At 57.2% G+C, this 25,267-nt stretch carries 38 protein-coding genes; 8 read left to right on the forward strand and 30 right to left on the reverse strand.

Translation table 11 applies throughout. The features are described from left to right. The first annotated feature begins 36 nt into the window (after positions 1 to 36). From NH234_RS26625 to NH234_RS26655, 7 genes are all read left to right on the forward strand, one after another. Positions 37 to 591: a cysteine hydrolase family protein gene (locus tag NH234_RS26625; RefSeq protein WP_367254857.1), complete on the forward strand. Its 555-nt coding sequence runs from the start codon at positions 37 to 39 to the stop codon at positions 589 to 591. Positions 592 to 745: 154 nt separating this feature from the next. Further along, positions 746 to 1,414: a YjfI family protein gene (locus tag NH234_RS26630; protein ID WP_085712342.1), complete on the forward strand. Its 669-nt coding sequence runs from the start codon at positions 746 to 748 to the stop codon at positions 1,412 to 1,414. A gap of 17 nt (positions 1,415 to 1,431) precedes the next feature. Beyond that, positions 1,432 to 2,130, forward strand: a complete 699-nt coding sequence (locus NH234_RS26635) for a PspA/IM30 family protein (protein WP_085733009.1) — start codon at positions 1,432 to 1,434, stop codon at positions 2,128 to 2,130. A gap of 123 nt (positions 2,131 to 2,253) precedes the next feature. Next, positions 2,254 to 2,889 (forward strand): DUF2491 family protein, encoded by a 636-nt coding sequence (locus NH234_RS26640; RefSeq protein ID WP_085733010.1) that lies wholly within the window; start codon positions 2,254 to 2,256, stop codon positions 2,887 to 2,889. 13 nt (positions 2,890 to 2,902) lie between these two features. Then, a complete protein-coding gene (locus tag NH234_RS26645; RefSeq protein WP_085712345.1) occupies positions 2,903 to 3,328 on the forward strand; it encodes a DUF350 domain-containing protein in 426 nt (141 codons plus the stop codon). 17 nt (positions 3,329 to 3,345) lie between these two features. Further along, the gene (locus tag NH234_RS26650; RefSeq protein WP_085733011.1) at positions 3,346 to 4,038 is read left to right on the forward strand and encodes a DUF1190 domain-containing protein; all 693 of its coding nucleotides are present in this window, start codon (positions 3,346 to 3,348) and stop codon (positions 4,036 to 4,038) included. A gap of 2 nt (positions 4,039 to 4,040) precedes the next feature. Further along, positions 4,041 to 5,198: a glutathionylspermidine synthase family protein gene (locus tag NH234_RS26655; RefSeq protein ID WP_367254859.1), complete on the forward strand. Its 1,158-nt coding sequence runs from the start codon at positions 4,041 to 4,043 to the stop codon at positions 5,196 to 5,198. 75 nt (positions 5,199 to 5,273) lie between these two features. On the opposite strand, the gene NH234_RS26660 is transcribed toward NH234_RS26655, so the two are convergent. Together NH234_RS26660 and NH234_RS26665 are read right to left on the reverse strand one after the other, a co-directional pair. Then, complete coding sequence (locus NH234_RS26660) at positions 5,274 to 5,792, reverse strand: single-stranded DNA-binding protein (protein WP_007966163.1); 519 nt, start codon at positions 5,790 to 5,792, stop codon at positions 5,274 to 5,276. 9 nt (positions 5,793 to 5,801) lie between these two features. Then, positions 5,802 to 7,199, reverse strand: a complete 1,398-nt coding sequence (locus NH234_RS26665) for an MFS transporter (protein ID WP_085733013.1) — start codon at positions 7,197 to 7,199, stop codon at positions 5,802 to 5,804. A 191-nt stretch (positions 7,200 to 7,390) separates the two neighbouring features. Here NH234_RS26665 and uvrA point away from each other — a divergent pair, with 191 nt between their 5' ends. After that, complete coding sequence (gene uvrA / locus NH234_RS26670; RefSeq protein ID WP_367254863.1) at positions 7,391 to 10,225, forward strand: excinuclease ABC subunit UvrA; 2,835 nt, start codon at positions 7,391 to 7,393, stop codon at positions 10,223 to 10,225. 65 nt (positions 10,226 to 10,290) lie between these two features. Here the strand turns inward: uvrA and bfr are convergent, their stop codons facing one another. The 28 genes from bfr to rplD form a co-directional block, all read right to left on the reverse strand. Further along, positions 10,291 to 10,758 (reverse strand): bacterioferritin, encoded by a 468-nt coding sequence (gene bfr / locus NH234_RS26675; protein WP_007955633.1) that lies wholly within the window; start codon positions 10,756 to 10,758, stop codon positions 10,291 to 10,293. A 149-nt stretch (positions 10,759 to 10,907) separates the two neighbouring features. Continuing rightward, a complete protein-coding gene (locus tag NH234_RS26680) occupies positions 10,908 to 12,362 on the reverse strand; it encodes a catalase (RefSeq protein ID WP_085733016.1) in 1,455 nt (484 codons plus the stop codon). A 239-nt stretch (positions 12,363 to 12,601) separates the two neighbouring features. Continuing rightward, positions 12,602 to 12,988, reverse strand: coding sequence for a 50S ribosomal protein L17 (gene rplQ, locus NH234_RS26685; RefSeq protein ID WP_007955635.1), 387 nt, complete (start codon positions 12,986 to 12,988; stop codon positions 12,602 to 12,604). A gap of 42 nt (positions 12,989 to 13,030) precedes the next feature. Continuing rightward, complete coding sequence (gene rpoA / locus NH234_RS26690) at positions 13,031 to 14,032, reverse strand: DNA-directed RNA polymerase subunit alpha (protein ID WP_003186012.1); 1,002 nt, start codon at positions 14,030 to 14,032, stop codon at positions 13,031 to 13,033. Between the two features lie 22 nt (positions 14,033 to 14,054). Continuing rightward, positions 14,055 to 14,675, reverse strand: a complete 621-nt coding sequence (gene rpsD, locus NH234_RS26695; protein ID WP_003176404.1) for a 30S ribosomal protein S4 — start codon at positions 14,673 to 14,675, stop codon at positions 14,055 to 14,057. 18 nt (positions 14,676 to 14,693) lie between these two features. Further along, the gene (gene rpsK / locus NH234_RS26700; RefSeq protein ID WP_002555466.1) at positions 14,694 to 15,083 is read right to left on the reverse strand and encodes a 30S ribosomal protein S11; all 390 of its coding nucleotides are present in this window, start codon (positions 15,081 to 15,083) and stop codon (positions 14,694 to 14,696) included. Positions 15,084 to 15,113: 30 nt separating this feature from the next. Then, positions 15,114 to 15,470 carry a 30S ribosomal protein S13 gene (gene rpsM, locus NH234_RS26705; RefSeq protein ID WP_003186020.1) on the reverse strand — a complete coding sequence of 119 codons (357 nt, stop codon included), beginning with the start codon at positions 15,468 to 15,470 and terminating at the stop codon, positions 15,114 to 15,116. A gap of 130 nt (positions 15,471 to 15,600) precedes the next feature. Further along, positions 15,601 to 15,717 (reverse strand): 50S ribosomal protein L36, encoded by a 117-nt coding sequence (gene rpmJ / locus NH234_RS26710; RefSeq protein ID WP_002555468.1) that lies wholly within the window; start codon positions 15,715 to 15,717, stop codon positions 15,601 to 15,603. Positions 15,718 to 15,744: 27 nt separating this feature from the next. Then, positions 15,745 to 17,073, reverse strand: coding sequence for a preprotein translocase subunit SecY (gene secY / locus NH234_RS26715; protein WP_003228718.1), 1,329 nt, complete (start codon positions 17,071 to 17,073; stop codon positions 15,745 to 15,747). Continuing rightward, positions 17,074 to 17,511, reverse strand: coding sequence for a 50S ribosomal protein L15 (gene rplO, locus NH234_RS26720; RefSeq protein WP_003228720.1), 438 nt, complete (start codon positions 17,509 to 17,511; stop codon positions 17,074 to 17,076). A gap of 3 nt (positions 17,512 to 17,514) precedes the next feature. After that, a complete protein-coding gene (gene rpmD, locus NH234_RS26725) occupies positions 17,515 to 17,691 on the reverse strand; it encodes a 50S ribosomal protein L30 (RefSeq protein ID WP_003176408.1) in 177 nt (58 codons plus the stop codon). A 2-nt stretch (positions 17,692 to 17,693) separates the two neighbouring features. Beyond that, positions 17,694 to 18,194 carry a 30S ribosomal protein S5 gene (rpsE, locus tag NH234_RS26730; protein WP_007955637.1) on the reverse strand — a complete coding sequence of 167 codons (501 nt, stop codon included), beginning with the start codon at positions 18,192 to 18,194 and terminating at the stop codon, positions 17,694 to 17,696. A gap of 3 nt (positions 18,195 to 18,197) precedes the next feature. Then, positions 18,198 to 18,548 carry a 50S ribosomal protein L18 gene (gene rplR / locus NH234_RS26735; RefSeq protein ID WP_010443919.1) on the reverse strand — a complete coding sequence of 117 codons (351 nt, stop codon included), beginning with the start codon at positions 18,546 to 18,548 and terminating at the stop codon, positions 18,198 to 18,200. A 10-nt stretch (positions 18,549 to 18,558) separates the two neighbouring features. After that, the gene (gene rplF / locus NH234_RS26740; RefSeq protein WP_065259511.1) at positions 18,559 to 19,092 is read right to left on the reverse strand and encodes a 50S ribosomal protein L6; all 534 of its coding nucleotides are present in this window, start codon (positions 19,090 to 19,092) and stop codon (positions 18,559 to 18,561) included. Between the two features lie 12 nt (positions 19,093 to 19,104). Next, the gene (gene rpsH, locus NH234_RS26745) at positions 19,105 to 19,497 is read right to left on the reverse strand and encodes a 30S ribosomal protein S8 (RefSeq protein ID WP_011336171.1); all 393 of its coding nucleotides are present in this window, start codon (positions 19,495 to 19,497) and stop codon (positions 19,105 to 19,107) included. A gap of 208 nt (positions 19,498 to 19,705) precedes the next feature. After that, on the reverse strand, positions 19,706 to 20,011 hold the full coding sequence (gene rpsN / locus NH234_RS26750) for a 30S ribosomal protein S14 (RefSeq protein ID WP_003228726.1): 306 nt from the start codon (positions 20,009 to 20,011) through the stop codon (positions 19,706 to 19,708). 13 nt (positions 20,012 to 20,024) lie between these two features. Continuing rightward, positions 20,025 to 20,564 (reverse strand): 50S ribosomal protein L5, encoded by a 540-nt coding sequence (gene rplE / locus NH234_RS26755; RefSeq protein WP_003210069.1) that lies wholly within the window; start codon positions 20,562 to 20,564, stop codon positions 20,025 to 20,027. A gap of 20 nt (positions 20,565 to 20,584) precedes the next feature. Further along, positions 20,585 to 20,899, reverse strand: coding sequence for a 50S ribosomal protein L24 (rplX, locus tag NH234_RS26760; protein ID WP_003186046.1), 315 nt, complete (start codon positions 20,897 to 20,899; stop codon positions 20,585 to 20,587). 11 nt (positions 20,900 to 20,910) lie between these two features. Beyond that, positions 20,911 to 21,279 carry a 50S ribosomal protein L14 gene (gene rplN, locus NH234_RS26765; protein WP_002555479.1) on the reverse strand — a complete coding sequence of 123 codons (369 nt, stop codon included), beginning with the start codon at positions 21,277 to 21,279 and terminating at the stop codon, positions 20,911 to 20,913. A 23-nt stretch (positions 21,280 to 21,302) separates the two neighbouring features. Continuing rightward, positions 21,303 to 21,569 (reverse strand): 30S ribosomal protein S17, encoded by a 267-nt coding sequence (gene rpsQ, locus NH234_RS26770; protein WP_003194644.1) that lies wholly within the window; start codon positions 21,567 to 21,569, stop codon positions 21,303 to 21,305. Between the two features lie 2 nt (positions 21,570 to 21,571). Further along, entirely contained in the window at positions 21,572 to 21,763 is a 192-nt protein-coding gene (gene rpmC, locus NH234_RS26775; protein ID WP_002555481.1) for a 50S ribosomal protein L29, read from the reverse strand. After that, a complete protein-coding gene (gene rplP / locus NH234_RS26780) occupies positions 21,763 to 22,176 on the reverse strand; it encodes a 50S ribosomal protein L16 (protein ID WP_003228729.1) in 414 nt (137 codons plus the stop codon). The genes rpmC and rplP overlap by 1 nt, the downstream gene beginning before the upstream one ends. A 12-nt stretch (positions 22,177 to 22,188) precedes the next feature. Beyond that, positions 22,189 to 22,875, reverse strand: coding sequence for a 30S ribosomal protein S3 (gene rpsC / locus NH234_RS26785; RefSeq protein ID WP_027982006.1), 687 nt, complete (start codon positions 22,873 to 22,875; stop codon positions 22,189 to 22,191). A gap of 13 nt (positions 22,876 to 22,888) precedes the next feature. After that, on the reverse strand, positions 22,889 to 23,221 hold the full coding sequence (rplV, locus tag NH234_RS26790) for a 50S ribosomal protein L22 (RefSeq protein WP_003103908.1): 333 nt from the start codon (positions 23,219 to 23,221) through the stop codon (positions 22,889 to 22,891). A gap of 11 nt (positions 23,222 to 23,232) precedes the next feature. After that, positions 23,233 to 23,508, reverse strand: a complete 276-nt coding sequence (rpsS, locus tag NH234_RS26795) for a 30S ribosomal protein S19 (protein WP_011336172.1) — start codon at positions 23,506 to 23,508, stop codon at positions 23,233 to 23,235. A 16-nt stretch (positions 23,509 to 23,524) separates the two neighbouring features. Further along, complete coding sequence (gene rplB, locus NH234_RS26800) at positions 23,525 to 24,349, reverse strand: 50S ribosomal protein L2 (RefSeq protein WP_367254872.1); 825 nt, start codon at positions 24,347 to 24,349, stop codon at positions 23,525 to 23,527. 14 nt (positions 24,350 to 24,363) lie between these two features. Continuing rightward, positions 24,364 to 24,663, reverse strand: a complete 300-nt coding sequence (gene rplW / locus NH234_RS26805) for a 50S ribosomal protein L23 (protein ID WP_002555488.1) — start codon at positions 24,661 to 24,663, stop codon at positions 24,364 to 24,366. Beyond that, positions 24,660 to 25,262: a 50S ribosomal protein L4 gene (rplD, locus tag NH234_RS26810; RefSeq protein ID WP_003228735.1), complete on the reverse strand. Its 603-nt coding sequence runs from the start codon at positions 25,260 to 25,262 to the stop codon at positions 24,660 to 24,662. Before rplD ends, rplW begins: the two co-directional genes overlap by 4 nt. Between the last annotated feature and the right edge of the window lie 5 nt (positions 25,263 to 25,267).

Consider the following 25,267-nt stretch of genomic DNA (forward strand, 5'->3'; position numbering starts at 1 on the left):
GATTCCACTCCCAACAAACACTTCGAGGAAACTCCCATGGCCAGGCAAGCGCTCATCGTAGTCGATATCCAGAACGACTACTTCCCCCAAGGCAAGTGGCCGCTGGCTGGCGTCGACGCCGCCGCCGACAATGCCGCCCGACTGATCGCCGCGTTCCGTGAAGCGGGTGATCCGGTGATCCATATCCGTCACGAATTCACCTCGGCGGATGCCCCGTTCTTCACCCCGGGCTCTGAGGGCGCAAAATTGCATTCCAAGGTGCTCAACCGCGCCGATGAACCGGTAGTGCTCAAGCATTTCGTCAACGCGTTCCGCGAAACCGAGCTGCAATCGATCCTCGATGAGCAAGACATCAAGGAACTGGTGGTGGTCGGCAGCATGAGCCACATGTGCATTGACGGCGTTGTCCGGGCTGCGGCGGATCTGGGCTACACCGTCACGGTGATCCACGATGCCTGCGCCACCCGCGACCTGGAATTCAATGGTTTGATCGTGCCGGCGGCTCAAGTGCATGCGGCGTTCATGTCCTCGCTGGGTTTTGCCTACGCCAGTGTGGTCTCGGCAGACGAATTCCTCGCGGCCACCCGTTAATCCTCCTACATGAACGTCCGCAAGAAAGACCGGCCCGCCCTCTTGCGGGCCTTTTTTCGTGCGCTGAAAAAATCTCACGCGTGAGCCATTGATGGCACTTTGAATTGGTTGTAGTGTGGCTCACGCGTGAGATGTTCATAACGGAGTCATCGCCATGAAAAGCAACTCCCCTGCAACAAAATCGGAGAGCCCGAAGGGAGTGCGCTCGACAACGTCCGCGAAAAAACCGTCGAGCTTCTATATGAAGCAGATGCGCGCGGGCCTGGCTGCCGCCGGTTATGTGAAACACGAAACTTGGGTGCTTCCCGAAAACCGAAGCTTGCTCAAGCAAATGGAGCAACAGCTACGCCAACCGATTCTGGCTGGCTCTTTCATGTCGGAGAATTACATGAGCGCAGGCAACAACTGGAACATCGATAGCCTCTACAACGCTTTCAAGGCACTGGACGAGGTGGCTTCCCACGAGATCACGCTGTCCCTGATCCAGAGCGCCGAACCCAGCCTCAAGCTGGAAATGAACGAATTCGGCGGCCTGCCGATTCACATCGCCATCGCGGGTCAGCAGATCATCGTCGATACCGTGCTGGTGGACATCGATTCGATCACCGACGTGCGCACCTTCAATGACGCGGTGCTGCGCAGCCGGGAAATGTTCCCGCTGTCGTCGATCGGCATCGAGACCATGCCCAACGGTCAGACCGTCTACAACATGTTCGGCGCGCTGAGTGCGGATTCGAGCCTGACCAACGTGGTCACCGAGGTGAAAACCCTGGTCGACAACGTGCAGCGCGCCAGCGAAGCCTTCGAACACTTCTTCAAGTAATCAACAGGGAAAATCCAATGACTCAGTCCATCTGGAGCAAGTTGTTCACCGCTCTGCGCGGCGGTGCCAATGAAGTCGGCGAAGCGATCGTCGACCAACAGGCCCTGCGCATCCTCGACCAGGAAATCCGTGACGCCGACAGCGCCCTGTCCAACGCCCGTCGCGAACTGGTCACCATCATGGCCAAGCACAAGCTGTCCGCCGACCGCGTGAGCGAGTACGACGCCAAGATCAAGGACCTGGAAGCCAAGGCTGTTTCGGCCCTGAACGCCGGCCGTGAAGATCTGGCGATGGAAGTCGCCGAAGCGATTTCGACCCTGACCAACGACCTGACCACCGAGAAGGCCCAGAGCGACGAATTCGGCACCTACGCCGAAAACATGCGCAAGGACATCAACAAGGCCGAAGCGCGGATCAAGAGCCTGCGCCAGCAAGTGGACATGGCCAAGGCCCGTGAAAGCGTGCAGAAAGCGCAGGTCAGCGCATCCATCGCCAGCGGCGGCGCCAATGGCAAGCTGGAAACAGCAGTCGGCACCTTGAACCGTCTGCAGGAAAAGCAAAAGCAACGCGCCGCCGAGCTGAACGCTCAGGACGAACTGGCCGATGCCACGACCGGCAACGATCTGGAACGCAAGCTGCGTGAAGCCGGCATCACGCCGAACGAGGGCAGCGCCAACGCGATCCTCGAACGACTGAAGCAGAAGTCGGCCCAGTAAGGGCACCCAGAGAAAAGAAGGGCACCGGGTGCCCTTCTTTTTTGCCTGCTCGTTTGTCACGAGGCCGGTACACTAGCGGCGTTTTGCCAACGAACACCTCCACCCGCTTCAAGGAATGTACCCATGGGATGGTTAAAGAACTTGCTGGGGAGCCCGGCTCCAATACCTGAAGCTGTCGGCGGCCCGCTTGGCCTGGCGCAGGGCAAAGGCATCCGGTTCGATACGACGCTCGGCCTGCTGCTCGATGGCAGCACCTCGGTACGAGTTCCCGATGCCCAGGCCATCTGGAGCGCCGGCTGGATCGACCTCGGCCAGTCGAACAAGCTGTATCGCTACTACCTGGACAACGAAGATTTCTGGCTGCAGGTCCACGTCACCGGCGACGATCAGATCGAATCGGTGACGCTGTTCAATTACGTCAGCTATGTCACGGTCAACAGTGACGCCGAGCTGCAGCGCCTGGCCGGCCCGAACAGCCTGATCGGCCTGCCGGCCTACACCCATGACGGCGTGTCCTACACCCGCGAATGGGGCACCGAACGCGGCCAGACCGAACTGGTCCCGCTCACCGAACAAGTGATCAATCCCGACGAGTCCTACACCATCGAGCACCATTCGATGCTGTACGCCCGGGAAACCGGCCTGACCGACCGTCGTGAGCTGCTGCTGTTCTCCGTCGAACAGGACGAAGAAGGCACCGTCAGCCTGAGCACATCGCTGGGCATCTCGCTGTACACCACCGATCTGAGCACCATTTAAAAGGAAGTTCCCCATGCTGGAAGTGCTGTCCGTTTCCCTGAACAAGGCCGCGCTGGTCGGTTTCGCCGCCTACCTGATCGGCGCCGTGCTGCTGTTCATGCTGTTTCAGTTCGTCTACACCCGCATCACGCCGCACAAGGAGTTCGAACTGATTCGCGGCGGCAACAACGCGGCTGCCATCGCTCTGTCGGGTGCGATCATCGGTTTCGCGATTCCGGCGAGCAACATCATCGCCCACTCGATCAACGTCCTCGATTTCGTCCTGTGGGCCGTGATTGCAGCGGCGGTGCAATTGCTGGCATTCCTGGCGACCGGCCTGGTGCTCAAAGGCACGTCCCAACGCATTGCCAACGGTGAAGTCGCCGCCGGTATCTACGTCGCTGCGGTGGCGATCAGCGTCGGCATGCTCAACGCTGCGTGCATGACACCGTCCTACTGACCGGCAGGAAGCCTGAGATGAAACGAAGCAAGTACGTTCAACTGTCCCTGGCGGCCTCGGTGGCGCTGGCGATTTCCGGCGAATTGGCCGCCGAGGAACAACAGCGCAACTTCCAGAGCGTGGAACAGTGCGTCGACGCCGAAGTCGCAGCCGACGCCTGCTCTAACGCCTACGTAGCGGCCCTGACCAAACATCGGCGCCTCACCCCTGTCTATGACGACAAAGAGAAGTGCGACGCGGACTTTGCCGCCGGCTGGTGTCAGAAAAATTCCGACGGCCGCTTCATACCGAAAATGAGTGGCTTCAAAGTGCCGCAGAATGTTGAGGCGCCACAGGATCTCGACGCACTCGCCAATGCCCAGATGCCGGCCGGTGAAGCCGCACCTGTGCAGACCACGCAGAGCACATCGCACAGTTCCGGTGGCTCAAGCAACGGCTGGCTCAGCGGATGGCTGATCGGCAATGCCATGAGCAATAACCGCTCGAACGATTCGCGGCCGGTCTACCGCGAGCGCGATACGCGTACGACGTACGAAACCTCGACACTGAACCGACGAATCGAATCGGCTCCGACAACTCGAAGCGATTCGGACTACACAAGCTCCCGGAGTAAACCGGTCAATGTGGCCTCTTCGACTTCCCGCGGCGGCTTCGGCAGCCAGTCCAGTGCGCGCAGCGGTTGGGGCGGCTGGGGCAGTTCGAGCAGCTGACCATGAAGAAGATCCATTGCGCCGAGCGCCACGACTGGAAACAGACTGCCGAAAGTCTCGGCTTCATGTTTCACACCATCGACGACCAACCCTACTGGGATGAACGCGCGTACTACCAGTTCACGCTCGCGCAGATCGAAAACGATCTGGAGGATCCGACCACCGAACTGCACGAGATGTGCATGGATCTGGTCGACCGTGTCGTGCACAGCGAGGAATTGCTCGATCGCCTGAGCATTCCACCGGCGTACTACGACATGGTCAGAACGTCCTGGCTGGAAGGCCATCCGCATCTGTACGGACGCATGGACTTCTCCTACAGCGGCAACGGCCCGGCGAAACTGCTTGAACTCAACTACGACACGCCCACCAGCCTGTACGAAGCGGCGGCGTTTCAGTGGGGCTGGCTGGAACAATGCATCGAGCGTGGGATGCTGCCGCGCCATGCCGACCAGTTCAACAGCATAGACACCCGTCTGCATGAGGCTTTTGCTCAGTTGAAGCTCAAGCGCCCGTTCTACTTTGCGTCGATGAAAGACTCGGTTGAGGACAGGGGCACCACGGACTATTTGCGACTGATCGCGGAAAAGGTCGGCATCGAATCACGGCACATCGATATCGAAGACATCGGTCTGACTGCCGAAGGGCGCTTCGTCGATCTTGAAGATCGCTGGATTCCTCACTTGTTCAAACTGCACGCCTGGGAGTTCATCTTCCATGAGCCGTTCGGCGCAGCCATTGCCGAATGCGACACGCAGTTTTTCGAGCCTGCCTGGAAATCCATCCTCTCCAACAAGGGCGCCCTGCCCCTGCTCTGGGAAATGCACAAGGGCCATCCGAATCTGCTGGCCGCTCATCGCGATCCGAACCCGGGCAGCGCAGTGCCGAAAGGCTGGGTACGCAAACCGTACTTCTCCCGGGAAGGTGCCAACATCGAGCTGCAAACTGCTGACGGTCTGATCGTCAAAGAGGATGGTCCCTACACGGATGCGCCCTTCATCCTGCAGGAATTTGCGCCGCTGCCGAAGTTCGATGACAGCTACACGCTGATTGGCTCCTGGGTGATCGGCGACCAGGCCGCAGGGATTGGCGTGCGGGAGGACAACAGTCTGATCACCAAGGATTCGAGCCGGTTCTTGCCGCATCTGATTCTTGACTGAAAAACCTGCGTACATGAAAAAGGCCCGTCGTGTTCAGCGACGGGCCTTTTTATTTAAAGCGGGTACAGCAGCGAATCAGAACGGGATATCGTCATCGAAGCTGTCGAAATCCGGAGCTGGCTGCGGCGCGGCCTGCTGTGGAGCCGGGGCCGGACGCTGCTGAGGAGCCGACTGCTGCGGACGCGGAGCCTGCTGGCGTGGCGCCTGCTGCTGGTAGTTGTTGCCACCGCCTTGTTGGTCGCCCTGTTGTGGACGGCCGCCCAGCAGTTGCATGGTGCCTTGCATGTCGACCACGATTTCGGTGGTGTAACGCTTGATGCCGTCTTTTTCCCACTCGCGGGTCTGCAGCTTGCCTTCGATGTACACCTGCGAACCCTTGCGCAGGTATTCGCCGGCGATTTCGGCAACCTTGCCGAACATCGAAACGCGGTGCCACTCGGTCTTCTCGACCTTCTGACCGGTCTGCTTGTCGGTCCACTGTTCGCTGGTTGCCAGACTCAGGTTGGTCACGGCGTTACCGTTAGGCAAGTAGCGAACTTCGGGATCCTGGCCGCAAGTGCCGACCAATATGACTTTGTTAACCCCACGGGCCATAACGTTCTCCTAGGCTTCGCAAGCAGCCTCGGCCGGGTTGTTCACCAGGCGTTCGAGGGTGTCGCGATCCACTAATTCTTTATCCAGTTTGATGTAAACAGCCGCTTCATCGGCGACTATCACTGCATCTGTTACCCCTACGAGGGCCCTGAGGCGCTCGACCAGACCCGCTTCGCGGATCGCCTCGGGCGACAACGGCAGGCGCAGGCTCGTCACGTAGGGTGGTTCGCGCATGGTAACAGCAAAGGCCAGCCAGATGGCAGCCAGCCCGGCACATCCGAGGAACACAACCGACAGACCGCCATGCTGGAACATCCAGCCGCCGAGAATCCCGCCGAGTGCCGAACCGAGGAACTGACTGGTGGAGTACACGCCCATGGCCGTGCCCTTGCCACCCGCCGGTGAAACCTTGCTGATCAGCGACGGCAACGAAGCTTCCAGCAGATTGAACGCGGTAAAGAACACCACCGTCCCGATCACCAGAGCCCGCAGGCTGTCACCGAACTGCCAGAAGAATAGCTCAGTGAGCATCAGCGTCATGACGGCGCCGAGCAAAACTCGTTTCATTTTGCGTTTCTTCTCGCCGTAGATGATGAACGGGATCATGGCGAAGAAAGAGATCAACAGTGCCGTAAGGTAGACCCACCAGTGCTGTTCCTTGGGCAGCCCGGCTTTTTCCACCAGGGCCAGGGGCAGCGCGACGAAGCTCGACATCAACATCGCATGTAACACAAAAATGCCCAGATCCAGGCGCAGCAGGTCCGGGTGCTTGAGCGTCGGCATCAACGCCTGACGTGCCACGCCGGACTCGCGATGGCTCAGCGGCCCGGTGGATTTCGGCACCATGAACAGCACGATCACGATCCCCACCAGCGCCATGCCGCCGGTGGCGAGGAACAGGCCGGAAAGACCGAACGCGCGAGTCAGCAACGGACCGACCACCATGGCCACCGCGAACGATAGGCCGATGGTCATGCCGATCATCGCCATGGCCTTGGTGCGGTGCTGTTCGCGGGTCAGGTCGGAAAGCAGTGCCATGACCGCTGCGGAAATCGCGCCGGCACCCTGCAGGATCCGGCCGGCAATCACGCCCCAGATCGAGTCGGCCTGAGCCGCCAGCACGCTGCCGAGGGCAAAGACGATCAGCCCCAGGTAAATCACCGGGCGACGGCCGATACGGTCGGAAATGATCCCGAACGGAATCTGGAAAATCGCCTGGGTCAGGCCGTAAGCGCCAATCGCCAGCCCGATGAGGGCCGGGGTCGCTCCCGCCAGATCCATGCCATAGGTCGCCAGTACCGGCAGCACCATGAACATGCCAAGCATACGGAAGGCGAACACCAGGGCCAGACCGCTCGCCGCGCGGGTCTCGCTGCCACTCATGCGTTCGCTGTGGGGATCGTGCATGGAAAAACCTCGTGTGAACCGGCGGCGATTCTACCAGTCCCATCGAAAGACGGGGTATATCGCGACGCTTTGCCACGTACAGATGAAACTCTCTTCATGTAAGGCGAAAAACCCTTCATTCGATAGTGTGCATCCATCCAGTATTTGGCCGTATACTCCTGTGTTTTCGACGCCCGCCGAGCGAGGCCATTTTGGACAAGATCCTGATTCGTGGGGCCCGCACCCACAACCTGAAGAACATCGACCTGACCCTGCCACGGGACAAACTGATCGTCATCACCGGCCTGTCCGGATCCGGCAAGTCGTCCCTGGCCTTCGACACGCTGTACGCCGAAGGTCAGCGCCGCTATGTCGAATCCCTGTCGGCCTATGCCCGACAGTTCCTGTCGATGATGGAAAAACCCGACGTCGATACCATCGAAGGTCTGTCGCCGGCCATCTCCATCGAACAGAAGTCGACCTCGCACAACCCGCGCTCCACGGTTGGCACCATCACCGAAATCTACGACTACCTGCGCCTGCTTTATGCACGCGTCGGTACGCCGCGTTGCCCGGATCACGACATCCCGCTGGAAGCCCAGACTGTCAGCCAGATGGTCGACCTGGTGCTGGCTCAGCCGGAAGGCAGCAAGCTGATGCTGCTGGCGCCGGTGATTCGCGAGCGCAAGGGCGAGCATCTGTCGGTGTTCGAAGAACTGCGCGCACAGGGCTTCGTCCGTGCCCGGGTCAACGGCCGGCTCTGCGAGCTGGACGAACTGCCGAAACTGGATAAACAGAAGAAGCACACGATTGAAGTCGTGGTCGATCGCTTCAAGGTACGCGCCGACCTGCAGCAGCGTCTGGCGGAATCCTTCGAGACCGCGCTGAAGCTGGCCGACGGAATCGCCCTGGTGGCGCCGATGGACGACGAGCCGGGCGAAGAAATGATCTTCTCCGCGCGTTTCGCCTGCCCTATCTGCGGCCATGCGATCAGCGAACTGGAACCCAAGCTGTTTTCCTTCAACAACCCGGCCGGCGCCTGCCCGAGCTGTGACGGTCTGGGCGTGAAGCAGTTTTTCGACATCAAGCGCCTGGTCAACGGCGAACTCACGCTGGCGGAGGGTGCGATTCGCGGCTGGGACCGGCGCAACGTCTATTACTTCCAGATGCTCGGCTCGCTGGCCGCGCATTACGGCTTCAGCCTGGAGCAACCGTTCAACGAACTGCCGGCCGATCAGCAGAAGCACATCCTGCACGGCAGCGGATCGCAGAACGTCGATTTCAAATACCTCAATGACCGGGGCGATATCGTCAAACGCTCGCACCCGTTCGAAGGCATTGTGCCGAACCTTGAGCGTCGCTACCGCGAAACCGAATCGGCCAGCGTGCGTGAAGAACTGGCGAAGTTCCTCAGCACCCAGTCGTGCCCGGATTGCCGTGGTACCCGTTTGCGGCGTGAGGCGCGGCATGTGTGGGTTGGCGAGAAAACCCTGCCGGCGGTAACCAACCTGCCGATCGGAGATGCCTGCGATTACTTCGGCGAACTGAAGATGACCGGTCGGCGCGGCGAAATCGCCGACAAAATCCTCAAGGAGATCCGCGAGCGTCTGCAATTCCTGGTCAACGTGGGCCTGGACTACCTGTCACTGGATCGCAGTGCCGACACATTGTCTGGCGGCGAGGCCCAGCGGATTCGACTGGCCAGCCAGATCGGCGCCGGCCTGGTCGGGGTTCTGTACATCCTCGATGAGCCGTCCATCGGCCTGCACCAGCGCGACAACGACCGTCTGCTCGGCACCCTCAAGCACCTGCGCGACATCGGCAACACGGTGATCGTGGTCGAGCACGACGAAGACGCGATCCGGCTGGCGGACTACGTGGTCGATATCGGCCCGGGCGCTGGGGTTCATGGCGGGCAGATCGTCGCCGAAGGCTCGCCGGCCGAAGTCATGGCGCACCCGGACTCGCTGACCGGCAAATACCTGTCGGGCCGGGTCAAGATCGAAGTGCCGGCCAAACGCACACCGCGCAACAAGAAGCAGGTGCTGTCGCTCAAGGGCGCGCGTGGCAACAACCTGCGCAATGTCGATCTGGAGATCCCGATCGGCTTGCTGACTTGCGTGACCGGTGTCTCTGGCTCCGGCAAGTCGACGCTGATCAACAACACGCTGTTTCCGCTCAGCGCCACAGCCCTCAATGGCGCGACGACACTGGAAGCGGCAGCCCACGACAGCATCAAAGGCCTGGAGCATCTGGACAAGGTCGTCGATATCGACCAGAGCCCGATCGGTCGTACACCGCGCTCCAACCCGGCGACCTACACCGGGCTGTTCACGCCGATTCGCGAACTGTTCGCCGGCGTGCCCGAGTCCCGCTCCCGTGGTTATGGCCCGGGGCGCTTCTCGTTCAACGTCAAAGGCGGTCGCTGCGAGGCTTGCCAGGGCGACGGCCTGATCAAGGTGGAAATGCACTTCCTGCCGGACATCTATGTACCGTGCGACGTGTGCAAGAGCAAACGCTACAACCGTGAAACCCTGGAGATCAAATACAAGGGCAAGAGCATCCACGAAACCCTCGAGATGACCATCGAGGAAGCGCGGGAGTTCTTCGACGCAGTGCCAGCGCTAGCGCGCAAGCTTCAAACACTGATGGATGTGGGCCTGTCGTACATCAAGCTGGGGCAGTCGGCGACTACGCTGTCTGGCGGTGAGGCGCAGCGGGTCAAGTTGTCTCGCGAGCTGTCCAAGCGCGATACCGGCAAGACCCTGTACATCCTCGATGAACCGACCACCGGTCTGCACTTCGCGGACATCCAGCAACTGCTCGACGTGCTGCATCGCCTGCGTGACCACGGCAACACCGTGGTGGTGATCGAGCACAACCTTGACGTGATCAAGACCGCCGACTGGCTGGTGGATCTCGGGCCTGAAGGTGGCTCGAAAGGCGGGCAGATCATCGCTACCGGCACGCCGGAGGAAGTGGCCGAGATGAAGCAATCTCACACTGGTCATTACCTCAAGCCGCTGCTGATTCGCGATCGGGCCTGATTGCCGGGCATGAAAAAGCCCCTGTCACTTCAACAGTGACAGGGGCTTTTTTGTAGCACCTGCGATCAGGACGCGTGGGATTGCAGGTAGTTCTGAATGCCGATCAGCTTGATCAGGCCCAGCTGCTTTTCAAGCCAGTAGGTATGATCTTCTTCAGTGTCGTGCAACTGAAGCTTGAGGATATCGCGGCTTACGTAATCGCCATTCTTTTCGCACAGCTCGATGCCTTTGCACAGTGCAGCACGTACCTTGTACTCAAGGCGCAGATCCGCTTCGAGCATGGTCTCCACCGTTGTACCGACGTCCAGATCGTCAGGACGCATGCGCGGCGTGCCTTCCAGCATCAGAATCCGGCGCATCAGCGCATCGGCATGACCGGCTTCTTCTTCCATCTCGTGGTTGATTCGTTCGTAGAGCTTGGTGAATCCCCAGTCCTCATACATCCGCGAGTGAACGAAATATTGGTCACGCGCGGCCAGTTCGCCGGTCAGCAACGTGTTGAGGTAATCGATAACGTCTGGGTGGCCTTGCATCGCCCTACATCTCCCTTCTTGAAAGTCTGTAGTTTGAACCAACATGACTGCAAGGTCACTTACTTCGCGCAATAAAAGCGAAGATATTCTGAGAAAAGCAGGCTAAATAACGCAAAAACCGCCCTAATGAGGGCGGTTCTGCTTCTCGTTTAGACTTCGTTAAGCTGTACGTTGAGCAGTTTTGCGATTGCTTCTCCGTACGCCGGGTCGGCCTTGTAGAAATGCTGCAACTGACGGTCGACGACATCACTCGACACACCCGCCATCGCGCCGGCGATGTTGCTGACCAGCAACGCTTTCTGTTCCTCGCTCATCAAGCGGAACAGCGCACCGGCGTGGCTGTAGTAGTCGGTGTCTTCGCGGTGATCGTAGCGATCAGCTGCACCGCTCAAGGCCAGTGCAGGCTCGGCGTAGTGTGGAGCTTGTTTCGGCGACTCTACGTAGCTGTTCGGCTCGTAGTTCGGGGCCGCGCCACCATTGCTGCCAAAAGCCATCGAACCGTCACGCTGGTAAGTGTTGACCGGACTGCGCGGCGCGTTCACCGGCAGTTGCTGGTGATTGGTGCCTACGCGGTAGCGGTGGGCATCGGCGTATGCGAATACACGCCCCTGCAGCATGCGATCCGGAGACAGACCTACGCCAGGCACCATGTTGCTCGGGCCGAACGCAGCTTGCTCGACTTCAGCAAAGTAGTTCAGCGGATTGCGATTCAACTCCAGCTCACCCACTTCGATCAGTGGAAACTCCTTCTGCGACCAGGTTTTGGTTACGTCGAACGGGTTCTCGTAGTGAGCAGCAGCCTGGGCCTCGGTCATGATCTGGATGCACACACTCCATTTCGGGAAGTCACCACGCTCGATGGCTTCGAACAAATCGCGCTGGGCGTAATCGGGATCTGTCCCCGCCAAACGTGCCGCGTCTGCCGGCGCGAGGTTTTTGATCCCTTGCTTGGTCTTGTAGTGCCACTTCACCCAGTGACGCTCGCCTTGAGCGTTGATAAGGCTGTAGGTGTGACTGCCGAAGCCGTGCATGTGGCGATAGCCGTCCGGGATCCCGCGATCAGAAAACAGAATGGTGACCTGGTGCAGCGCTTCAGGCGAATGCGACCAGAAGTCCCACATCATCTGTGCGCTTTTCAGGTTGCTTTGCGGCAGGCGTTTCTGTGTATGGATAAAATCAGGAAACTTCAGCGGATCGCGAATGAAGAACACCGGCGTGTTGTTGCCAACGATGTCCCAGTTGCCTTCTTCGGTGTAGAACTTCAGGGCAAAGCCACGAGGATCGCGCTCGGTGTCAGCCGAGCCACGCTCACCGCCCACCGTGGAGAATCGCAGGAAAGTCGGCGTCTGCTTACCCACAGCAGAGAACAGTTTGGCGCTCGTGTATTGCGTGATATCGCGAGTGACGGTGAAGGTACCGTAGGCGCCTGAACCCTTGGCATGCACACGGCGCTCAGGAATGTTTTCGCGGTTGAAGTGAGCAAGCTTCTCGATCAAATGAAAGTCATCGAGCAGCAACGGCCCGCGCGGCCCGGCGGAGCGAGAGTTCTGGTTATCGGCGACTGGCGCACCGCTGGCAGTCGTAAGCGTCTTGTTCTGGCTCATGCGATCTTTTTCCTCTGTCAGTCTTGAACTGCCGGCTAATCGGCTTGTCAGGGAGTATCAATCATCAATATGACAGCCACAAATTCATTAACTCATGGTCATCAATAGAGAATAACTAACGATAAAACCCAACACATAGTGCAGGCCCAAACAGGGTAGAAGCTTGTACGAACAGCGCATTTTCTTACAGGCACAAAAAACCGGGCACTAGGCCCGGTTCTCTGTTTCAGACTGACGTCTTACTCAGCGGATACAGCTTCACCGCCGACAGCACGATCAACCAGTTCGACGTACGCCATAGGCGCGTTGTCGCCAGCGCGGAAGCCGCACTTGAGGATGCGCAGGTAGCCACCCTCACGGGTAGCATAACGCTTGCCCAGGTCGTTGAAGAGCTTACCAACGATAGCTTTCGAACGAGTACGGTCGAAAGCCAGACGACGGTTAGCAACGCTGTCTGTCTTGGCCAAAGTGATCAGCGGCTCGGCAACGCGGCGCAGTTCTTTGGCTTTTGGCAGAGTAGTTTTGATCAGCTCGTGCTCGAACAGCGACACTGCCATGTTTTGGAACATGGCCTTGCGGTGCGAGCTGGTGCGGCTCAGGTGGCGACCACTTTTACGATGACGCATGGTTCATTCCTTACCAAACACTACGTTCGGTGATTACGACGATCAGGCAGTCGCCTTGTCGTCCTTCTTAAGACTTGCAGGCGGCCAGTTGTCGAGGCGCATGCCGAGGGACAGACCGCGGGAGGCCAGAACGTCCTTGATTTCAGTCAAGGATTTCTTGCCCAGGTTCGGAGTCTTCAACAGCTCTACTTCGGTGCGCTGAATCAGGTCACCGATGTAATAGATGTTTTCCGCCTTAAGGCAGTTAGCCGAACGTACAGTCAGTTCCAGATCGTCAACCGGGCGAAGCAGGATCGGATCGATCTCGTCTTCCTGCTCGACAACCACTGGCTCACTGTCACCTTTGAGGTCGACGAACGCAGCCAACTGCTGTTGCAGGATGGTTGCTGCACGACGGATAGCCTCTTCAGGATCCAGAGTACCGTTGGTTTCCAGATCAATAACCAGCTTGTCCAGGTTGGTACGCTGTTCGACACGGGCGTTTTCCACCACGTATGCGATACGGCGAACCGGGCTGAACGAAGAGTCAAGCTGCAAGCGACCGATGCTGCGGCTTTCGTCTTCATCGCTCTGACGCGAGTCTGCTGGCTCATAACCACGACCACGAGCTACGGTGAGCTTCATGTTCAGGGCGCCGTTAGACGCCAGGTTAGCGATTACGTGATCGGGATTAACGATCTCGACATCATGATCCAGCTGAATATCGGCAGCGGTAACCACCCCCGAACCCTTCTTCGACAAGGTCAGCGTAACTTCGTCACGGCCGTGCAGCTTGATAGCCAGACCTTTAAGGTTCAACAGGATTTCAATTACGTCTTCCTGTACACCTTCGATGGCGCTGTACTCGTGGAGCACACCGTCAATCTCGGCCTCGACTACTGCGCAGCCGGGCATTGAGGACAACAGGATGCGGCGCAGCGCGTTGCCCAGGGTGTGGCCGAAACCACGCTCGAGAGGCTCGAGAGTGATCTTGGCGCGGGTTGGACTGACAACCTGCACATCAATATGGCGGGGTGTCAGGAACTCATTTACCGAAATCTGCATGGATGCACCTATTTTCTAGCCCTTACTTGGAGTAGAGCTCGACAATCAGGCTTTCGTTGATGTCGGCGGACAGATCACTGCGAGCAGGAACGTTCTTGAAAACGCCCGACTTCTTCTCAGTGTCTACTTCTACCCACTCTACGCGGCCACGTTGAGCACACAGATCGAGAGCTTGGACAATGCGAAGTTGATTTTTTGCTTTCTCGCGAACAGCGACCACGTCACCAGCACGAACCTGGTACGAAGGAACGTTTACGGTCTGACCGTTAACGCTGATCGACTTGTGCGATACCAGCTGACGGGATTCGGCACGAGTCGAACCAAAGCCCATACGGTATACGACGTTGTCCAGACGGCATTCGAGCAGTTGCAGCAGGTTTTCACCGGTTGCACCTTTCTTGCCAGCCGCTTCTTTGTAGTAGCCGCTGAACTGACGCTCGAGAACGCCGTAGATACGACGGACCTTCTGCTTTTCACGCAGTTGGGTGCCGTAGTCGGACTGGCGACCGCGGCGTTGGCCGTGGATACCAGGTGCTGCTTCAATGTTGCACTTCGATTCGATCGCGCGCACGCCGCTCTTCAGGAAGAGATCGGTGCCTTCGCGACGAGCGAGTTTGCATTTTGGACCAATGTAACGAGCCATTCTTTACAATCTCCTGGATTACACGCGGCGCTTCTTCGGCGGACGGCACCCGTTGTGCGGGATTGGCGTCACGTCGGTGATGCTGGCGATCTTGTAGCCACAGCCGTTCAAAGCGCGGACTGCGGATTCACGACCTGGACCTGGGCCCTTGACGTTTACGTCGAGGTTTTTCAGGCCGTATTCCAGCGCAGCTTGACCAGCACGCTCAGCAGCTACTTGAGCAGCGAACGGGGTGGACTTGCGGGAACCGCGGAAACCCGAACCACCGGAGGTAGCCCAGGAAAGAGCGTTACCTTGACGGTCGGTAATGGTCACGATGGTGTTGTTAAAAGAGGCATGGATGTGGGCGATGCCATCAACCACTGTCTTTTTAACTTTTTTACGAGGACGAGCAGCAGGTTTTGCCATGATTAAATTCCTGTCGATTCGCTGGGGCGATTACTTGCGGATCGGCTTACGCGGACCTTTACGGGTACGCGCGTTGGTCTTGGTACGCTGACCGCGTACTGGCAGACCACGACGATGACGCAGACCGCGATAGCAACCGAGGTCCATCAAGCGCTTGATTTTCATGTTGATTTCGCGACGCAGGTCACCTTCAGTGGTGAACTTCGCCACTTCGCCACGCAGCTGTTCAATTTGCTCGTCGCTCAGATCCTTGATCTTTGCTGCTGGGTTTACCCCAGTCACTGCACAGATTTTCTGCGCAGTAGTGCGACCAACACCATAGATGTAGGTCAGCGAGATAACAGTATGCTTGTTATCTGGAATGTTAACGCCTGCAATACGGGCCATTCAGTGGGACTCCAATTGACAGCTACCTACGCCCCGGAAGCCAAGAAATAGGGCGCGAGATAATATCGCTGTAATAACAAATAATCAACCCGGCAGCGCACTAGCTGCCGGGCTTGAAGCACAATCACACTCAGCCTTGGCGCTGTTTGTGACGCGGTTCCGCGCTGCAAATTACTCGAACAACACCTTCGCGGCGAATAATCTTGCAGTTACGGCACAGCTTTTTCACCGATGCACGAACTTTCATCACCAACTCCTCGAACCTTATGGGTACTCAGCGCAACATGCCGCTGCCGTAACCCTTCAGGTTGGCTTTCTTCATCAGGGATTCGTACTGGTGCGAAACGAGGTGCGATTGTACTTGGGACATGAAGTCCATCACAACCACGACCACGATCAGCAACGAGGTCCCGCCAAGGTAGAACGGAACGTTTGCTGCAACCACCAGGAACTGGGGCAACAGGCACACGGCCGTCATGTAAAGAGCACCGAACATGGTCAAGCGAGTCAGAACGCCATCAATGTAGCGCGCAGACTGCTCACCTGGACGGATGCCCGGAATAAAGGCACCGGACTTCTTCAGGTTTTCCGCTACGTCTTTCGGATTGAACATCAACGCCGTATAGAAGAAGCAGAAGAAAATAATCCCTGCACTAAACAGCAGAATATTCAACGGCTGACCAGGAGCGATCGACTGCGAGATGTCCTGCAACCAGCCCATACCTTCAGACTGACCAAACCAGGCACCCAACGAAGCCGGAAACAGCAGAATGCTGCTCGCGAAAATAGCCGGAATAACGCCGGCCATGTTCACCTTCAGCGGCAAGTGGCTAGTCTGCGCAGCGAAAACCTTGCGGCCTTGCTGACGCTTGGCGTAGTGAACAGCGATACGACGCTGACCACGCTCAATGAACACCACGAAACCGATAATCGCTACTGCCAGCAAACCGATGGCAACCAAGGCGAAGATGTTGATATCACCCTGACGCGCAGACTCGAAAGACTGCCCGATTGCTCTCGGAAGACCGGCGACGATTCCCGAAAAAATCAACATCGAGATACCGTTGCCTACACCACGCTCAGTAATCTGCTCACCCAGCCACATCATGAACATCGCACCAGCCACAAACGTGGATACCGCGACGAAATGGAAGCCAAAGTCACCAGTGAACGCAACGCCCTGCCCCGCCAGACCAATGGACATGCCAATGGCCTGGACGAGAGCGAGGACGACGGTGCCGTAGCGGGTGTACTGGCTGATCTTGCGACGGCCAGCTTCACCTTCCTTCTTCAACTGCTCCAGCTGCGGGCTGACGGCGGTCATCAGCTGCATGATGATCGATGCCGAAATGTACGGCATGATCCCCAGTGCAAAGATGCTCATCCGCTCCAGCGCGCCGCCGGAAAACATGTTGAACAAGCTAAGAATGGTCCCCTCATTCTGTCGAAACAGGTCCGCGAGTCGGTCCGGGTTGATACCTGGAACCGGGATGTGTGCGCCTATTCGGTAGACGATAATCGCCAGGAACAGAAAACGCAGACGAGCCCAGAGTTCAGACATACCGCCTTTGCCGAGCGCAGAGAGAGCACCTTGCTTAGCCATTTATTCCTCGAACTTGCCGCCAGCTGCTTCGATAGCCGCACGCGCACCTTTGGTGGCGCCGATTCCCTTGCCGATAGTGACAGCGCGAGTCACTTCACCGGACAGCATGATTTTCACACGCTGTACGTTGACGTTGATCACGTTGGCATCTTTCAGGGACTGCACGGTGACGATGTCGCCTTCCACTTTAGCCAGCTCGGACAGACGCACTTCTGCGCGATCCATGGCTTTCAGGGAAACGAAACCGAACTTCGGCAGGCGACGATGCAGCGGCTGTTGACCGCCTTCAAAGCCTGGAGCAATGGTGCCACCGGAGCGGGAGGTTTGACCTTTGTGACCACGGCCACCAGTCTTACCCAAACCACTACCGATACCACGGCCCGGACGATGCTTTTCGCGACGGGAACCCGGCGCTGGACTCAGATCATTGAGTTTCATCGATTAACCCTCGACACGCAGCATGTAGTAAGCCTTGTTGATCATCCCGCGATTCTCGGGAGTATCCTGGACCTCTACAGTGTGACCGATGCGACGCAGACCCAGACCCTTAACGCACAGTTTGTGGTTAGGGATGCGGCCGGTCATGCTTTTGATCAGCGTAACTTTAACGGTAGCCATGATTACTTGATCTCCTCAACACGCAGGCCACGCTTGGCTGCAATGGATTCAGGAGACTGCATGGCTTTCAGACCCTTGAAAGTGGCGTGAACCACGTTTACAGGGTTAGTCGAGCCGTAGCACTTGGCCAGAACGTTCTGAACGCCAGCAACTTCGAGGACAGCACGCATAGCGCCGCCAGCGATGATACCGGTACCTTCAGAAGCAGGCTGCATGTACACCTTCGAAGCGCCGTGAGCGGACTTCATTGCGTACTGCAGGGTAGTGCCGTTCAGATCAACCTGGATCATGTTGCGGCGAGCAGCTTCCATTGCCTTCTGGATCGCAGCAGGCACTTCACGCGACTTGCCACGGCCGAAGCCAACACGGCCCTTACCATCACCAACCACGGTCAACGCAGTGAAAGTGAAGATACGGCCGCCTTTAACGGTTTTGGCTACGCGGTTAACTTGAACCAGCTTCTCGATGTAGCCTTCGTCGCGCTTTTGGTCGTTATTTGACATAACTTAGAACTCCAGCCCAGCTTCACGAGCAGCATCAGCCAGCGCTTTTACGCGGCCGTGGTACTTGAAGCCAGAGCGGTCGAAAGCCACCTGCGAGACGCCTGCGGCCTTAGCACGCGAAGCGACCAGCTGGCCAACCTTAGTGGCCGCGTCGATGTTGCCAGTGGCGCCATCACGCAGTTCTTTATCCAAAGTCGAGGCGCTTGCCAGGACTTTGTTGCCGTCGGCCGAAATGACCTGGGCGTAGATGTGCTGCGAAGAGCGGAACACGCAGAGACGCACGACTTCGAGTTCGTGCATTTTCAGGCGTGCTTTGCGAGCGCGACGCAGTCGAGTAACTTTTTTGTCGGTCATTTGCTATGCCCTACTTCTTCTTGGCTTCTTTACGACGGACGACTTCGTCCGCGTAGCGCACACCTTTGCCTTTGTACGGCTCTGGTGGACGGAAGTCGCGGATCTCGGCGGCCACTTGACCTACCAGCTGCTTGTCGATGCCCTTGATCAGGATATCGGTCTGGCTAGGAGTCTCAGCGGTGATGCCTTCCGGCAGTTCGTAATCCACTGGGTGCGAGAAGCCAAGAGCCAGGTTCAGCACCTGACCTTTTGCTTGCGCTTTGTAACCAACACCGACCAGCTGGAGCTTGCGCTCGAAGCCTTGGCTTACGCCCTGGACCATGTTGTTTACCAACGCACGAGTGGTACCGGCCATTGCGCGAGTCTGCTGATCGCCATTGCGAGCAGCAAAACGCAGCTCACCGGCTTCTTCAACGATCTCAACGGACGAATGGACGTTCAGTTCAAGAGTACCCTTGGCACCCTTCACCGAAAGCTGTTGGCCTGCGAATTTTACTTCGACACCGGCTGGCAGCTTAACGGGGTTCTTAGCGACGCGAGACATGCTTATCCCCCCTTAGAACACAGTGCAAAGAACTTCGCCGCCGACACCGGCAGCGCGCGCAGCACGATCAGTCATCACACCTTTGTTGGTGGAGACGATAGACACGCCGAGACCGCCACGTACTTTTGGCAGCTCTTCGACGGACTTGTACTGACGCAGGCCTGGACGGCTAACGCGCTTGACTTCTTCGATAACCGGACGGCCTTCGAAATATTTCAGCTCGATAGACAGCAGTGGCTTGGTTTCGCTGCTGATCTGATAACCCGCGATGTAACCTTCGTCCTTCAGGACTTTAGCTACAGCCACCTTCAACGTGGAAGAAGGCATGCTTACGACGGACTTTTCAGCCATCTGGGCATTACGGATTCGAGTTAGCATGTCCGCTAACGGGTCCTGCATACTCATGGGCTAGACGCTCCTAATACAGAAAAATTAGCCTTGCGGCTACTACTTGTCGCCGAGAAATTCCGGGCAGAAAAACACGGGCTCAGGCGAGCCGGTCATTCTAGACACACCCCAGAAATGAATCAAGCCCCAAAAGGGGCTTGATTCATGTTCAAGGCCACCGATGGTCAGGTTCTTGCGATCCCGACCATCGAGACTTTGACAGCAATTACCAGCTGGCTTTAACCAGACCTGGAACGTCACCACGCATTGCAGCTTCACGCAGTTTGTTACGGCCCAGGCCGAACTTGCGGTAAACGCCGTGCGGACGACCAGTCAGGCGGCAGCGGTTACGCATGCGCGAAGCGCTTGCGTCACGTGGCTGCTTCTGCAGAGCTACAGTAGCTTCCCAACGCGCTTCTGGACTTGCGTTCAGATCGACGATGATAGCTTTCAGCGCTGCACGCTTGGTGGCGTACTTGGCAACGGTGAGCTGACGCTTCAGCTCACGGTTTTTCATGCTCTTCTTGGCCATTTTCCTACTCCAATCAGTTGCGGAACGGGAATTTGAAAGCACGCAGCAGAGCGCGGCCTTCGTCATCGTTCTTGGCAGTGGTGGTCAGGGTAATGTCCAGACCGCGGAGAGCATCGATCTTGTCGTAGTCGATTTCCGGGAAAATGATCTGCTCTTTCACGCCCATGCTGTAGTTGCCACGACCATCGAAGGACTTGGCATTCAGGCCGCGGAAGTCGCGAACCCGAGGCAGGGAGATCGACAGCAGACGATCCAGGAACTCGTACATACGCTCACGGCGCAGGGTCACTTTGACGCCGATCGGCCAACCTTCACGGACTTTAAAGCCAGCGATGGATTTGCGAGCGTAGGTCACAACGACTTTCTGGCCGGTGATCTTTTCCAGGTCAGCAACAGCGTGCTCGATGACTTTTTTGTCGCCGATCGCTTCGCCCAGACCCATGTTCAGGGTGATTTTGGTAACGCGCGGAACTTCCATCACGTTCGAAAGCTTAAGTTCTTCCTTAAGTTTCGGAGCGATTTCCTTCCGGTAAATCTCTTTTAGTCGTGCCATGGTCTTCTACCTAGCAGTGTTCAAGCATCAACCGCTTTTTGGGTCGACTTGAAGACACGAATTTTTTTACCGTCTTCTACTTTGAAACCAACGCGGTCAGCCTTGTTGGTTTCGCCGTTGAAAATGGCGACGTTAGAAGCGTGCAGTGGCGCTTCTTTCTCGACGATACCGCCCTGTACGCCCGACATCGGGTTAGGCTTGGTATGACGCTTGACCAGGTTCAGACCACCAACAACCAGACGGTTATCAGCAAGAACCTTCAGCACCTTTCCGCGCTTACCTTTGTCTTTGCCGGCGATCACGATGATCTCGTCGTCACGACGAATCTTTTGCATGTCGGATCTCCTTACAGCACTTCTGGGGCGAGCGAGACGATCTTCATGAACTTCTCAGTACGAAGCTCACGGGTCACTGGCCCAAAGATACGGGTGCCGATCGGCTCTTGCTTGTTGTTCAGAAGAACAGCAGCGTTGCCATCAAAACGGATAATGGAGCCATCAGCACGACGTACGCCGTGACGAGTGCGGACTACAACAGCAGTCATCACTTGGCCTTTTTTCACCTTACCGCGAGGAATTGCTTCCTTCACGGTAACTTTGATGATGTCACCGATACCAGCGTAACGACGATGGGAGCCACCCAGCACCTTGATGCACATAACGCGGCGAGCGCCGCTGTTATCGGCCACATCGAGCATGGATTGAGTCTGAATCATATAATTTCTCCGACCCCTAGCCCTTAGACTTCCACAGCGCGTTCGAGAACATCAACCAGCGCCCAAGACTTGGTCTTGGCCATCGGACGAGTTTCACGAATAGTGACTTTGTCGCCGATGTGGCACTGATTGGTTTCGTCGTGCGCGTGCAGCTTAGTCGAACGCTTAACGTATTTACCGTAGATCGGGTGCTTAACGCGACGCTCGATCAGAACGGTGATGGTTTTGTCCATCTTGTCGCTGACAACACGGCCAGTCAGCGTACGGACAGTTTTTTCGGCTTCAGCCATGATCACTTACCTGCCTGCTGGTTGAGCACAGTCTTCACGCGAGCGATGTCACGCTTAACTTGCGAGAGCAGATGAGACTGCCCCAACTGGCCAGTTGCTTTCTGCATGCGCAGATTGAACTGGTCGCGCAGCAAGCCGAGCAGTTGCTCGTTCAGCTGCTGTGCGGATTTTTCACGAAGTTCATTCGCTTTCATCACATCACCGTCCGCTTAACAAAGGAGGTGGCGAGCGGCAGCTTTGCAGCAGCCAGGGCGAAAGCCTCACGCGCCAGCTCTTCAGAAACACCCTCGATTTCATACAGGACTTTGCCTGGCTGAATCTGGGCAACCCAGTATTCCACGTTACCCTTACCTTTACCCATACGAACCTCAAGAGGTTTCTTGGAGATCGGCTTGTCCGGGAATACACGGATCCAGATCTTGCCACCACGTTTTACGTGACGGGTCAGAGCACGACGCGCTGACTCGATCTGACGAGCGGTGAGACGACCACGAGCAACAGACTTCAGCGCGAACTCGCCGAAGCTGACTTTGCTACCGCGCAGTGCCAGACCACGGTTGTGGCCGGTCATCTGCTTGCGGAACTTCGTACGCTTTGGTTGCAACATTTGGCGTACCCCTTACTTAGCAGCTTTTTTACGAGGCGCTGGTGCTTGTGGTTTCAGTTCTTCTTGGCGACCACCAATTACTTCGCCTTTGAAGATCCAAACCTTTACACCGATCACACCGTAGGTGGTGTGAGCTTCGTAGGTGGCATAGTCGATATCGGCACGCAGGGTGTGCAGTGGCACACGACCTTCGCGATACCATTCAGTACGTGCGATTTCAGCACCGCCGAGACGACCGCTCACTTGGATTTTGATGCCTTTGGCACCAATGCGCATGGCGTTCTGTACGGCGCGCTTCATGGCGCGACGGAACATCACACGACGCTCCAGCTGCTGAGCTACGCTCTGGGCAACCAGCATACCGTCGAGTTCCGGCTTGCGGATCTCTTCGATATTGATGTGCACAGGCACACCCATTTGCTTGGTCAGGTCCTGACGCAGTTTCTCAACATCTTCACCTTTCTTCCCGATAACGATACCTGGACGAGCGGTGTGGATGGTGATGCGTGCAGTTTGGGCCGGACGATGGATATCGATACGGCTTACGGACGCGCTTTTTAGTTTGTCTTGGAGGTATTCACGCACCTTCAGATCAGCGAACAAGTAGTCCGCATAAGTCCGACCGTCTGCGTACCAGACGGAGGTGTGCTCCTTGACGATTCCCAGGCGAATGCCAATGGGATGTACTTTCTGACCCATCTCTTCGACTCCGTTACTTGTCAGCAACCTTGACAGTGATATGGCAAGACCGCTTGACGATGCGATCAGCACGGCCTTTGGCACGTGGCATGATGCGCTTCAGCGAACGCCCTTCGTTGACGAAAACGGTGCTGACCTTCAGGTCATCAACATCTGCGCCTTCGTTATGCTCGGCGTTGGCTACGGCCGACTCCAGCACTTTTTTCATGATCTCGGCGGCTTTCTTACTGCTGAAAGCCAACAGGTTGAGCGCTTCGCCCACCTTCTTCCCGCGGATCTGGTCGGCGACCAAGCGGGCTTTCTGGGCGGAGATTCGAGCGCCCGACAACTTAGCGGCTACTTCCATTTCCTTACCCCTTAACGCTTGGCTTTCTTGTCTGCCACGTGCCCGCGATAGTTGCGGGTACCGGCGAACTCGCCCAGTTTGTGGCCGACCATGTCTTCGTTAACGAGAACTGGGACGTGCTGACGACCGTTGTGTACTGCGATGGTCAGACCGACCATTTGTGGCAGGATCATCGAACGGCGCGACCAAGTCTTAATTGGTTTGCGATCGTTCTTTTCCGCCGCCACTTCGATCTTCTTCAGTAGGTGAAGATCAATAAAAGGACCTTTTTTCAGAGAACGTGGCACTGTCGTATCCCTCTATTTACTTGCGACGACGGACGATCATTTTGTCGGTACGCTTATTACCACGAGTCTTCGCGCCCTTAGTCGGGAAGCCCCATGGCGATACCGGATGACGACCACCAGAGGTACGACCTTCACCACCACCATGTGGGTGGTCAACCGGGTTCATGGCAACACCACGAACGGTTGGGCGAACGCCACGCCAGCGCTTGGCACCAGCTTTACCCAGCGAACGCAGGCTGTGCTCGGAGTTCGAGACTTCGCCCAGGGTCGCACGGCACTCAGCCAGTACTTTACGCATTTCACCGGAACGCAGACGCAGGGTAACGTACACACCTTCACGAGCGATCAGCTGAGCCGAAGCACCAGCGGAACGAGCGATCTGTGCGCCTTTACCTGGCTTCAGTTCGATGCCGTGTACGGTAGAACCGACTGGAATGTTGCGCAGTTGCAGAGCGTTGCCCGGCTTGATTGGAGCCAGAGCGCCTGCGATCAGCTGGTCGCCAGCACTCACGCCTTTAGGGGCGATGATGTAGCGGCGCTCGCCGTCTGCGTAGCACAGCAGTGCGATGTGAGCAGTACGGTTTGGATCGTATTCGATACGCTCGACAGTGGCGACGATGCCATCTTTGTCGTTGCGACGAAAATCGACCATACGGTAATGCTGCTTATGACCACCACCGACGTGACGAGTGGTAATGCGGCCATTGTTGTTACGACCACCAGACTTCGATTTTTTCTCGAGCAGCGGTGCGTGAGGAGCGCCTTTATGCAGCTCCTGGTTGACCACCTTGACCACAAAACGGCGGCCAGGGGAAGTCGGTTTGCATTTAACGATTGCCATGATGCACCCCTTCCTTACTCAGCACTGCTGCTGAAATCGAGATCTTGGCCTGGCTGAAGGGAGATAACTGCCTTCTTCCAGTCATTACGCTTGCCCAGACCGCGAGCGGTGCGCTTGCTCTTACCCAGAACGTTCAGGGTAGTAACACGCTCAACTTTCACGCTGAACAGGCTTTCGACGGCCTTCTTGATTTCCAGCTTGGTTGCATCGGTAGCAACCTTGAAAACGAACTGGCCTTTCTTGTCTGCCAGAACCGTAGCCTTCTCGGAAACGTGCGGGCCAAGCAGAACTTTAAATACGCGTTCCTGGTTCATCCCAGCAGCTCCTCGAATTTCTTCACGGCCGACACGGTGATCAACACCTTGTCGTATGCGATCAGACTAACTGGATCGGAACCTTGCACGTCACGTACATCTACGTGCGGCAGGTTACGAGCAGCCAGGTACAGGTTCTGATCAACAGCGTCGGACACGATCAGAACGTCGGTCAGGCTCATGTTGTTCAGTTTGCCCAGCAGGTCTTTGGTTTTCGGAGTTTCAACTGCGAAATCCTGAACCACAACCAGACGATCAGTACGCACCAGCTCAGCAAGGATGGAACGCATTGCTGCGCGGTACATCTTCTTGTTCAGCTTCTGGGAGTGATCCTGTGGACGAGCTGCGAAAGTGGTGCCGCCGCCGCGCCAGATTGGGCTACGGATAGTACCGGCACGAGCACGGCCAGTACCTTTCTGACGCCATGGGCGCTTACCGCCACCACGAACGTCGGAACGGGTCTTTTGCTGCTTGCTACCTTGACGGCCGCCAGCCATGTAGGCCACGACTGCTTGGTGAACCAGCGTCTCGTTGAACTCGCCGCCAAATGTCAGTTCGGAAACTTCGATCGCTTGAGCGTCATTTACATTTAATTGCATGTCAG

It is taken from the genome of Pseudomonas sp. stari2 (genome assembly GCF_040760005.1).
Classification (GTDB): Bacteria; Pseudomonadota; Gammaproteobacteria; order Pseudomonadales; family Pseudomonadaceae; genus Aquipseudomonas.

Excerpts from the sequence above, each read along its gene's own strand:
- rplV (WP_003103908.1), bottom strand. The coding sequence starts at position 23,221 with ATGGAAGTAGCCGCTAAGTTGTCGGGCGCTCGAATCTCCGCCCAGAAA.
- NH234_RS26650 (WP_085733011.1), top strand. The coding sequence starts at position 3,346 with ATGAAACGAAGCAAGTACGTTCAACTGTCCCTGGCGGCCTCGGTGGCG.
- NH234_RS26640 (WP_085733010.1), top strand. The coding sequence starts at position 2,254 with ATGGGATGGTTAAAGAACTTGCTGGGGAGCCCGGCTCCAATACCTGAA.
- NH234_RS26660 (WP_007966163.1), bottom strand. The coding sequence starts at position 5,792 with ATGGCCCGTGGGGTTAACAAAGTCATATTGGTCGGCACTTGCGGCCAG.
- rplO (WP_003228720.1), bottom strand. The coding sequence starts at position 17,511 with ATGAAACTCAATGATCTGAGTCCAGCGCCGGGTTCCCGTCGCGAAAAG.
- rplP (WP_003228729.1), bottom strand. The coding sequence starts at position 22,176 with ATGTTGCAACCAAAGCGTACGAAGTTCCGCAAGCAGATGACCGGCCAC.
- NH234_RS26680 (WP_085733016.1), bottom strand. The coding sequence starts at position 12,362 with ATGAGCCAGAACAAGACGCTTACGACTGCCAGCGGTGCGCCAGTCGCC.
- rpsH (WP_011336171.1), bottom strand. The coding sequence starts at position 19,497 with ATGAGTATGCAGGACCCGTTAGCGGACATGCTAACTCGAATCCGTAAT.
- secY (WP_003228718.1), bottom strand. The coding sequence starts at position 17,073 with ATGGCTAAGCAAGGTGCTCTCTCTGCGCTCGGCAAAGGCGGTATGTCT.
- rpsE (WP_007955637.1), bottom strand. The coding sequence starts at position 18,194 with ATGTCAAATAACGACCAAAAGCGCGACGAAGGCTACATCGAGAAGCTG.
- rplE (WP_003210069.1), bottom strand. The coding sequence starts at position 20,564 with ATGGCACGACTAAAAGAGATTTACCGGAAGGAAATCGCTCCGAAACTT.
- rpsD (WP_003176404.1), bottom strand. The coding sequence starts at position 14,675 with ATGGCTCGTTACATTGGTCCAAAATGCAAACTCGCTCGTCGCGAAGGC.
- rplW (WP_002555488.1), bottom strand. The coding sequence starts at position 24,663 with ATGAACCAGGAACGCGTATTTAAAGTTCTGCTTGGCCCGCACGTTTCC.
- rpsC (WP_027982006.1), bottom strand. The coding sequence starts at position 22,875 with ATGGGTCAGAAAGTACATCCCATTGGCATTCGCCTGGGAATCGTCAAG.
- NH234_RS26630 (WP_085712342.1), top strand. The coding sequence starts at position 746 with ATGAAAAGCAACTCCCCTGCAACAAAATCGGAGAGCCCGAAGGGAGTG.
- rplQ (WP_007955635.1), bottom strand. The coding sequence starts at position 12,988 with ATGCGTCATCGTAAAAGTGGTCGCCACCTGAGCCGCACCAGCTCGCAC.
- rpmD (WP_003176408.1), bottom strand. The coding sequence starts at position 17,691 with ATGGCTACCGTTAAAGTTACGCTGATCAAAAGCATGACCGGCCGCATC.
- rpsN (WP_003228726.1), bottom strand. The coding sequence starts at position 20,011 with ATGGCCAAGAAGAGCATGAAAAACCGTGAGCTGAAGCGTCAGCTCACC.
- rplF (WP_065259511.1), bottom strand. The coding sequence starts at position 19,092 with ATGTCTCGCGTCGCTAAGAACCCCGTTAAGCTGCCAGCCGGTGTCGAA.
- rplD (WP_003228735.1), bottom strand. The coding sequence starts at position 25,262 with ATGCAATTAAATGTAAATGACGCTCAAGCGATCGAAGTTTCCGAACTG.
- rplB (WP_367254872.1), bottom strand. The coding sequence starts at position 24,349 with ATGGCAATCGTTAAATGCAAACCGACTTCCCCTGGCCGCCGTTTTGTG.
- NH234_RS26665 (WP_085733013.1), bottom strand. The coding sequence starts at position 7,199 with ATGCACGATCCCCACAGCGAACGCATGAGTGGCAGCGAGACCCGCGCG.
- rpsM (WP_003186020.1), bottom strand. The coding sequence starts at position 15,470 with ATGGCCCGTATTGCAGGCGTTAACATTCCAGATAACAAGCATACTGTT.
- bfr (WP_007955633.1), bottom strand. The coding sequence starts at position 10,758 with ATGCAAGGCCACCCAGACGTTATCGATTACCTCAACACGTTGCTGACC.
- rplX (WP_003186046.1), bottom strand. The coding sequence starts at position 20,899 with ATGCAAAAGATTCGTCGTGACGACGAGATCATCGTGATCGCCGGCAAA.
- rpmC (WP_002555481.1), bottom strand. The coding sequence starts at position 21,763 with ATGAAAGCGAATGAACTTCGTGAAAAATCCGCACAGCAGCTGAACGAG.
- NH234_RS26625 (WP_367254857.1), top strand. The coding sequence starts at position 37 with ATGGCCAGGCAAGCGCTCATCGTAGTCGATATCCAGAACGACTACTTC.
- rpsQ (WP_003194644.1), bottom strand. The coding sequence starts at position 21,569 with ATGGCTGAAGCCGAAAAAACTGTCCGTACGCTGACTGGCCGTGTTGTC.
- NH234_RS26645 (WP_085712345.1), top strand. The coding sequence starts at position 2,903 with ATGCTGGAAGTGCTGTCCGTTTCCCTGAACAAGGCCGCGCTGGTCGGT.
- rplN (WP_002555479.1), bottom strand. The coding sequence starts at position 21,279 with ATGATTCAGACTCAATCCATGCTCGATGTGGCCGATAACAGCGGCGCT.
- rpsK (WP_002555466.1), bottom strand. The coding sequence starts at position 15,083 with ATGGCAAAACCTGCTGCTCGTCCTCGTAAAAAAGTTAAAAAGACAGTG.
- rpoA (WP_003186012.1), bottom strand. The coding sequence starts at position 14,032 with ATGCAGATTTCGGTAAATGAGTTCCTGACACCCCGCCATATTGATGTG.
- NH234_RS26635 (WP_085733009.1), top strand. The coding sequence starts at position 1,432 with ATGACTCAGTCCATCTGGAGCAAGTTGTTCACCGCTCTGCGCGGCGGT.
- NH234_RS26655 (WP_367254859.1), top strand. The coding sequence starts at position 4,041 with ATGAAGAAGATCCATTGCGCCGAGCGCCACGACTGGAAACAGACTGCC.
- rpmJ (WP_002555468.1), bottom strand. The coding sequence starts at position 15,717 with ATGAAAGTTCGTGCATCGGTGAAAAAGCTGTGCCGTAACTGCAAGATT.
- rplR (WP_010443919.1), bottom strand. The coding sequence starts at position 18,548 with ATGACCGACAAAAAAGTTACTCGACTGCGTCGCGCTCGCAAAGCACGC.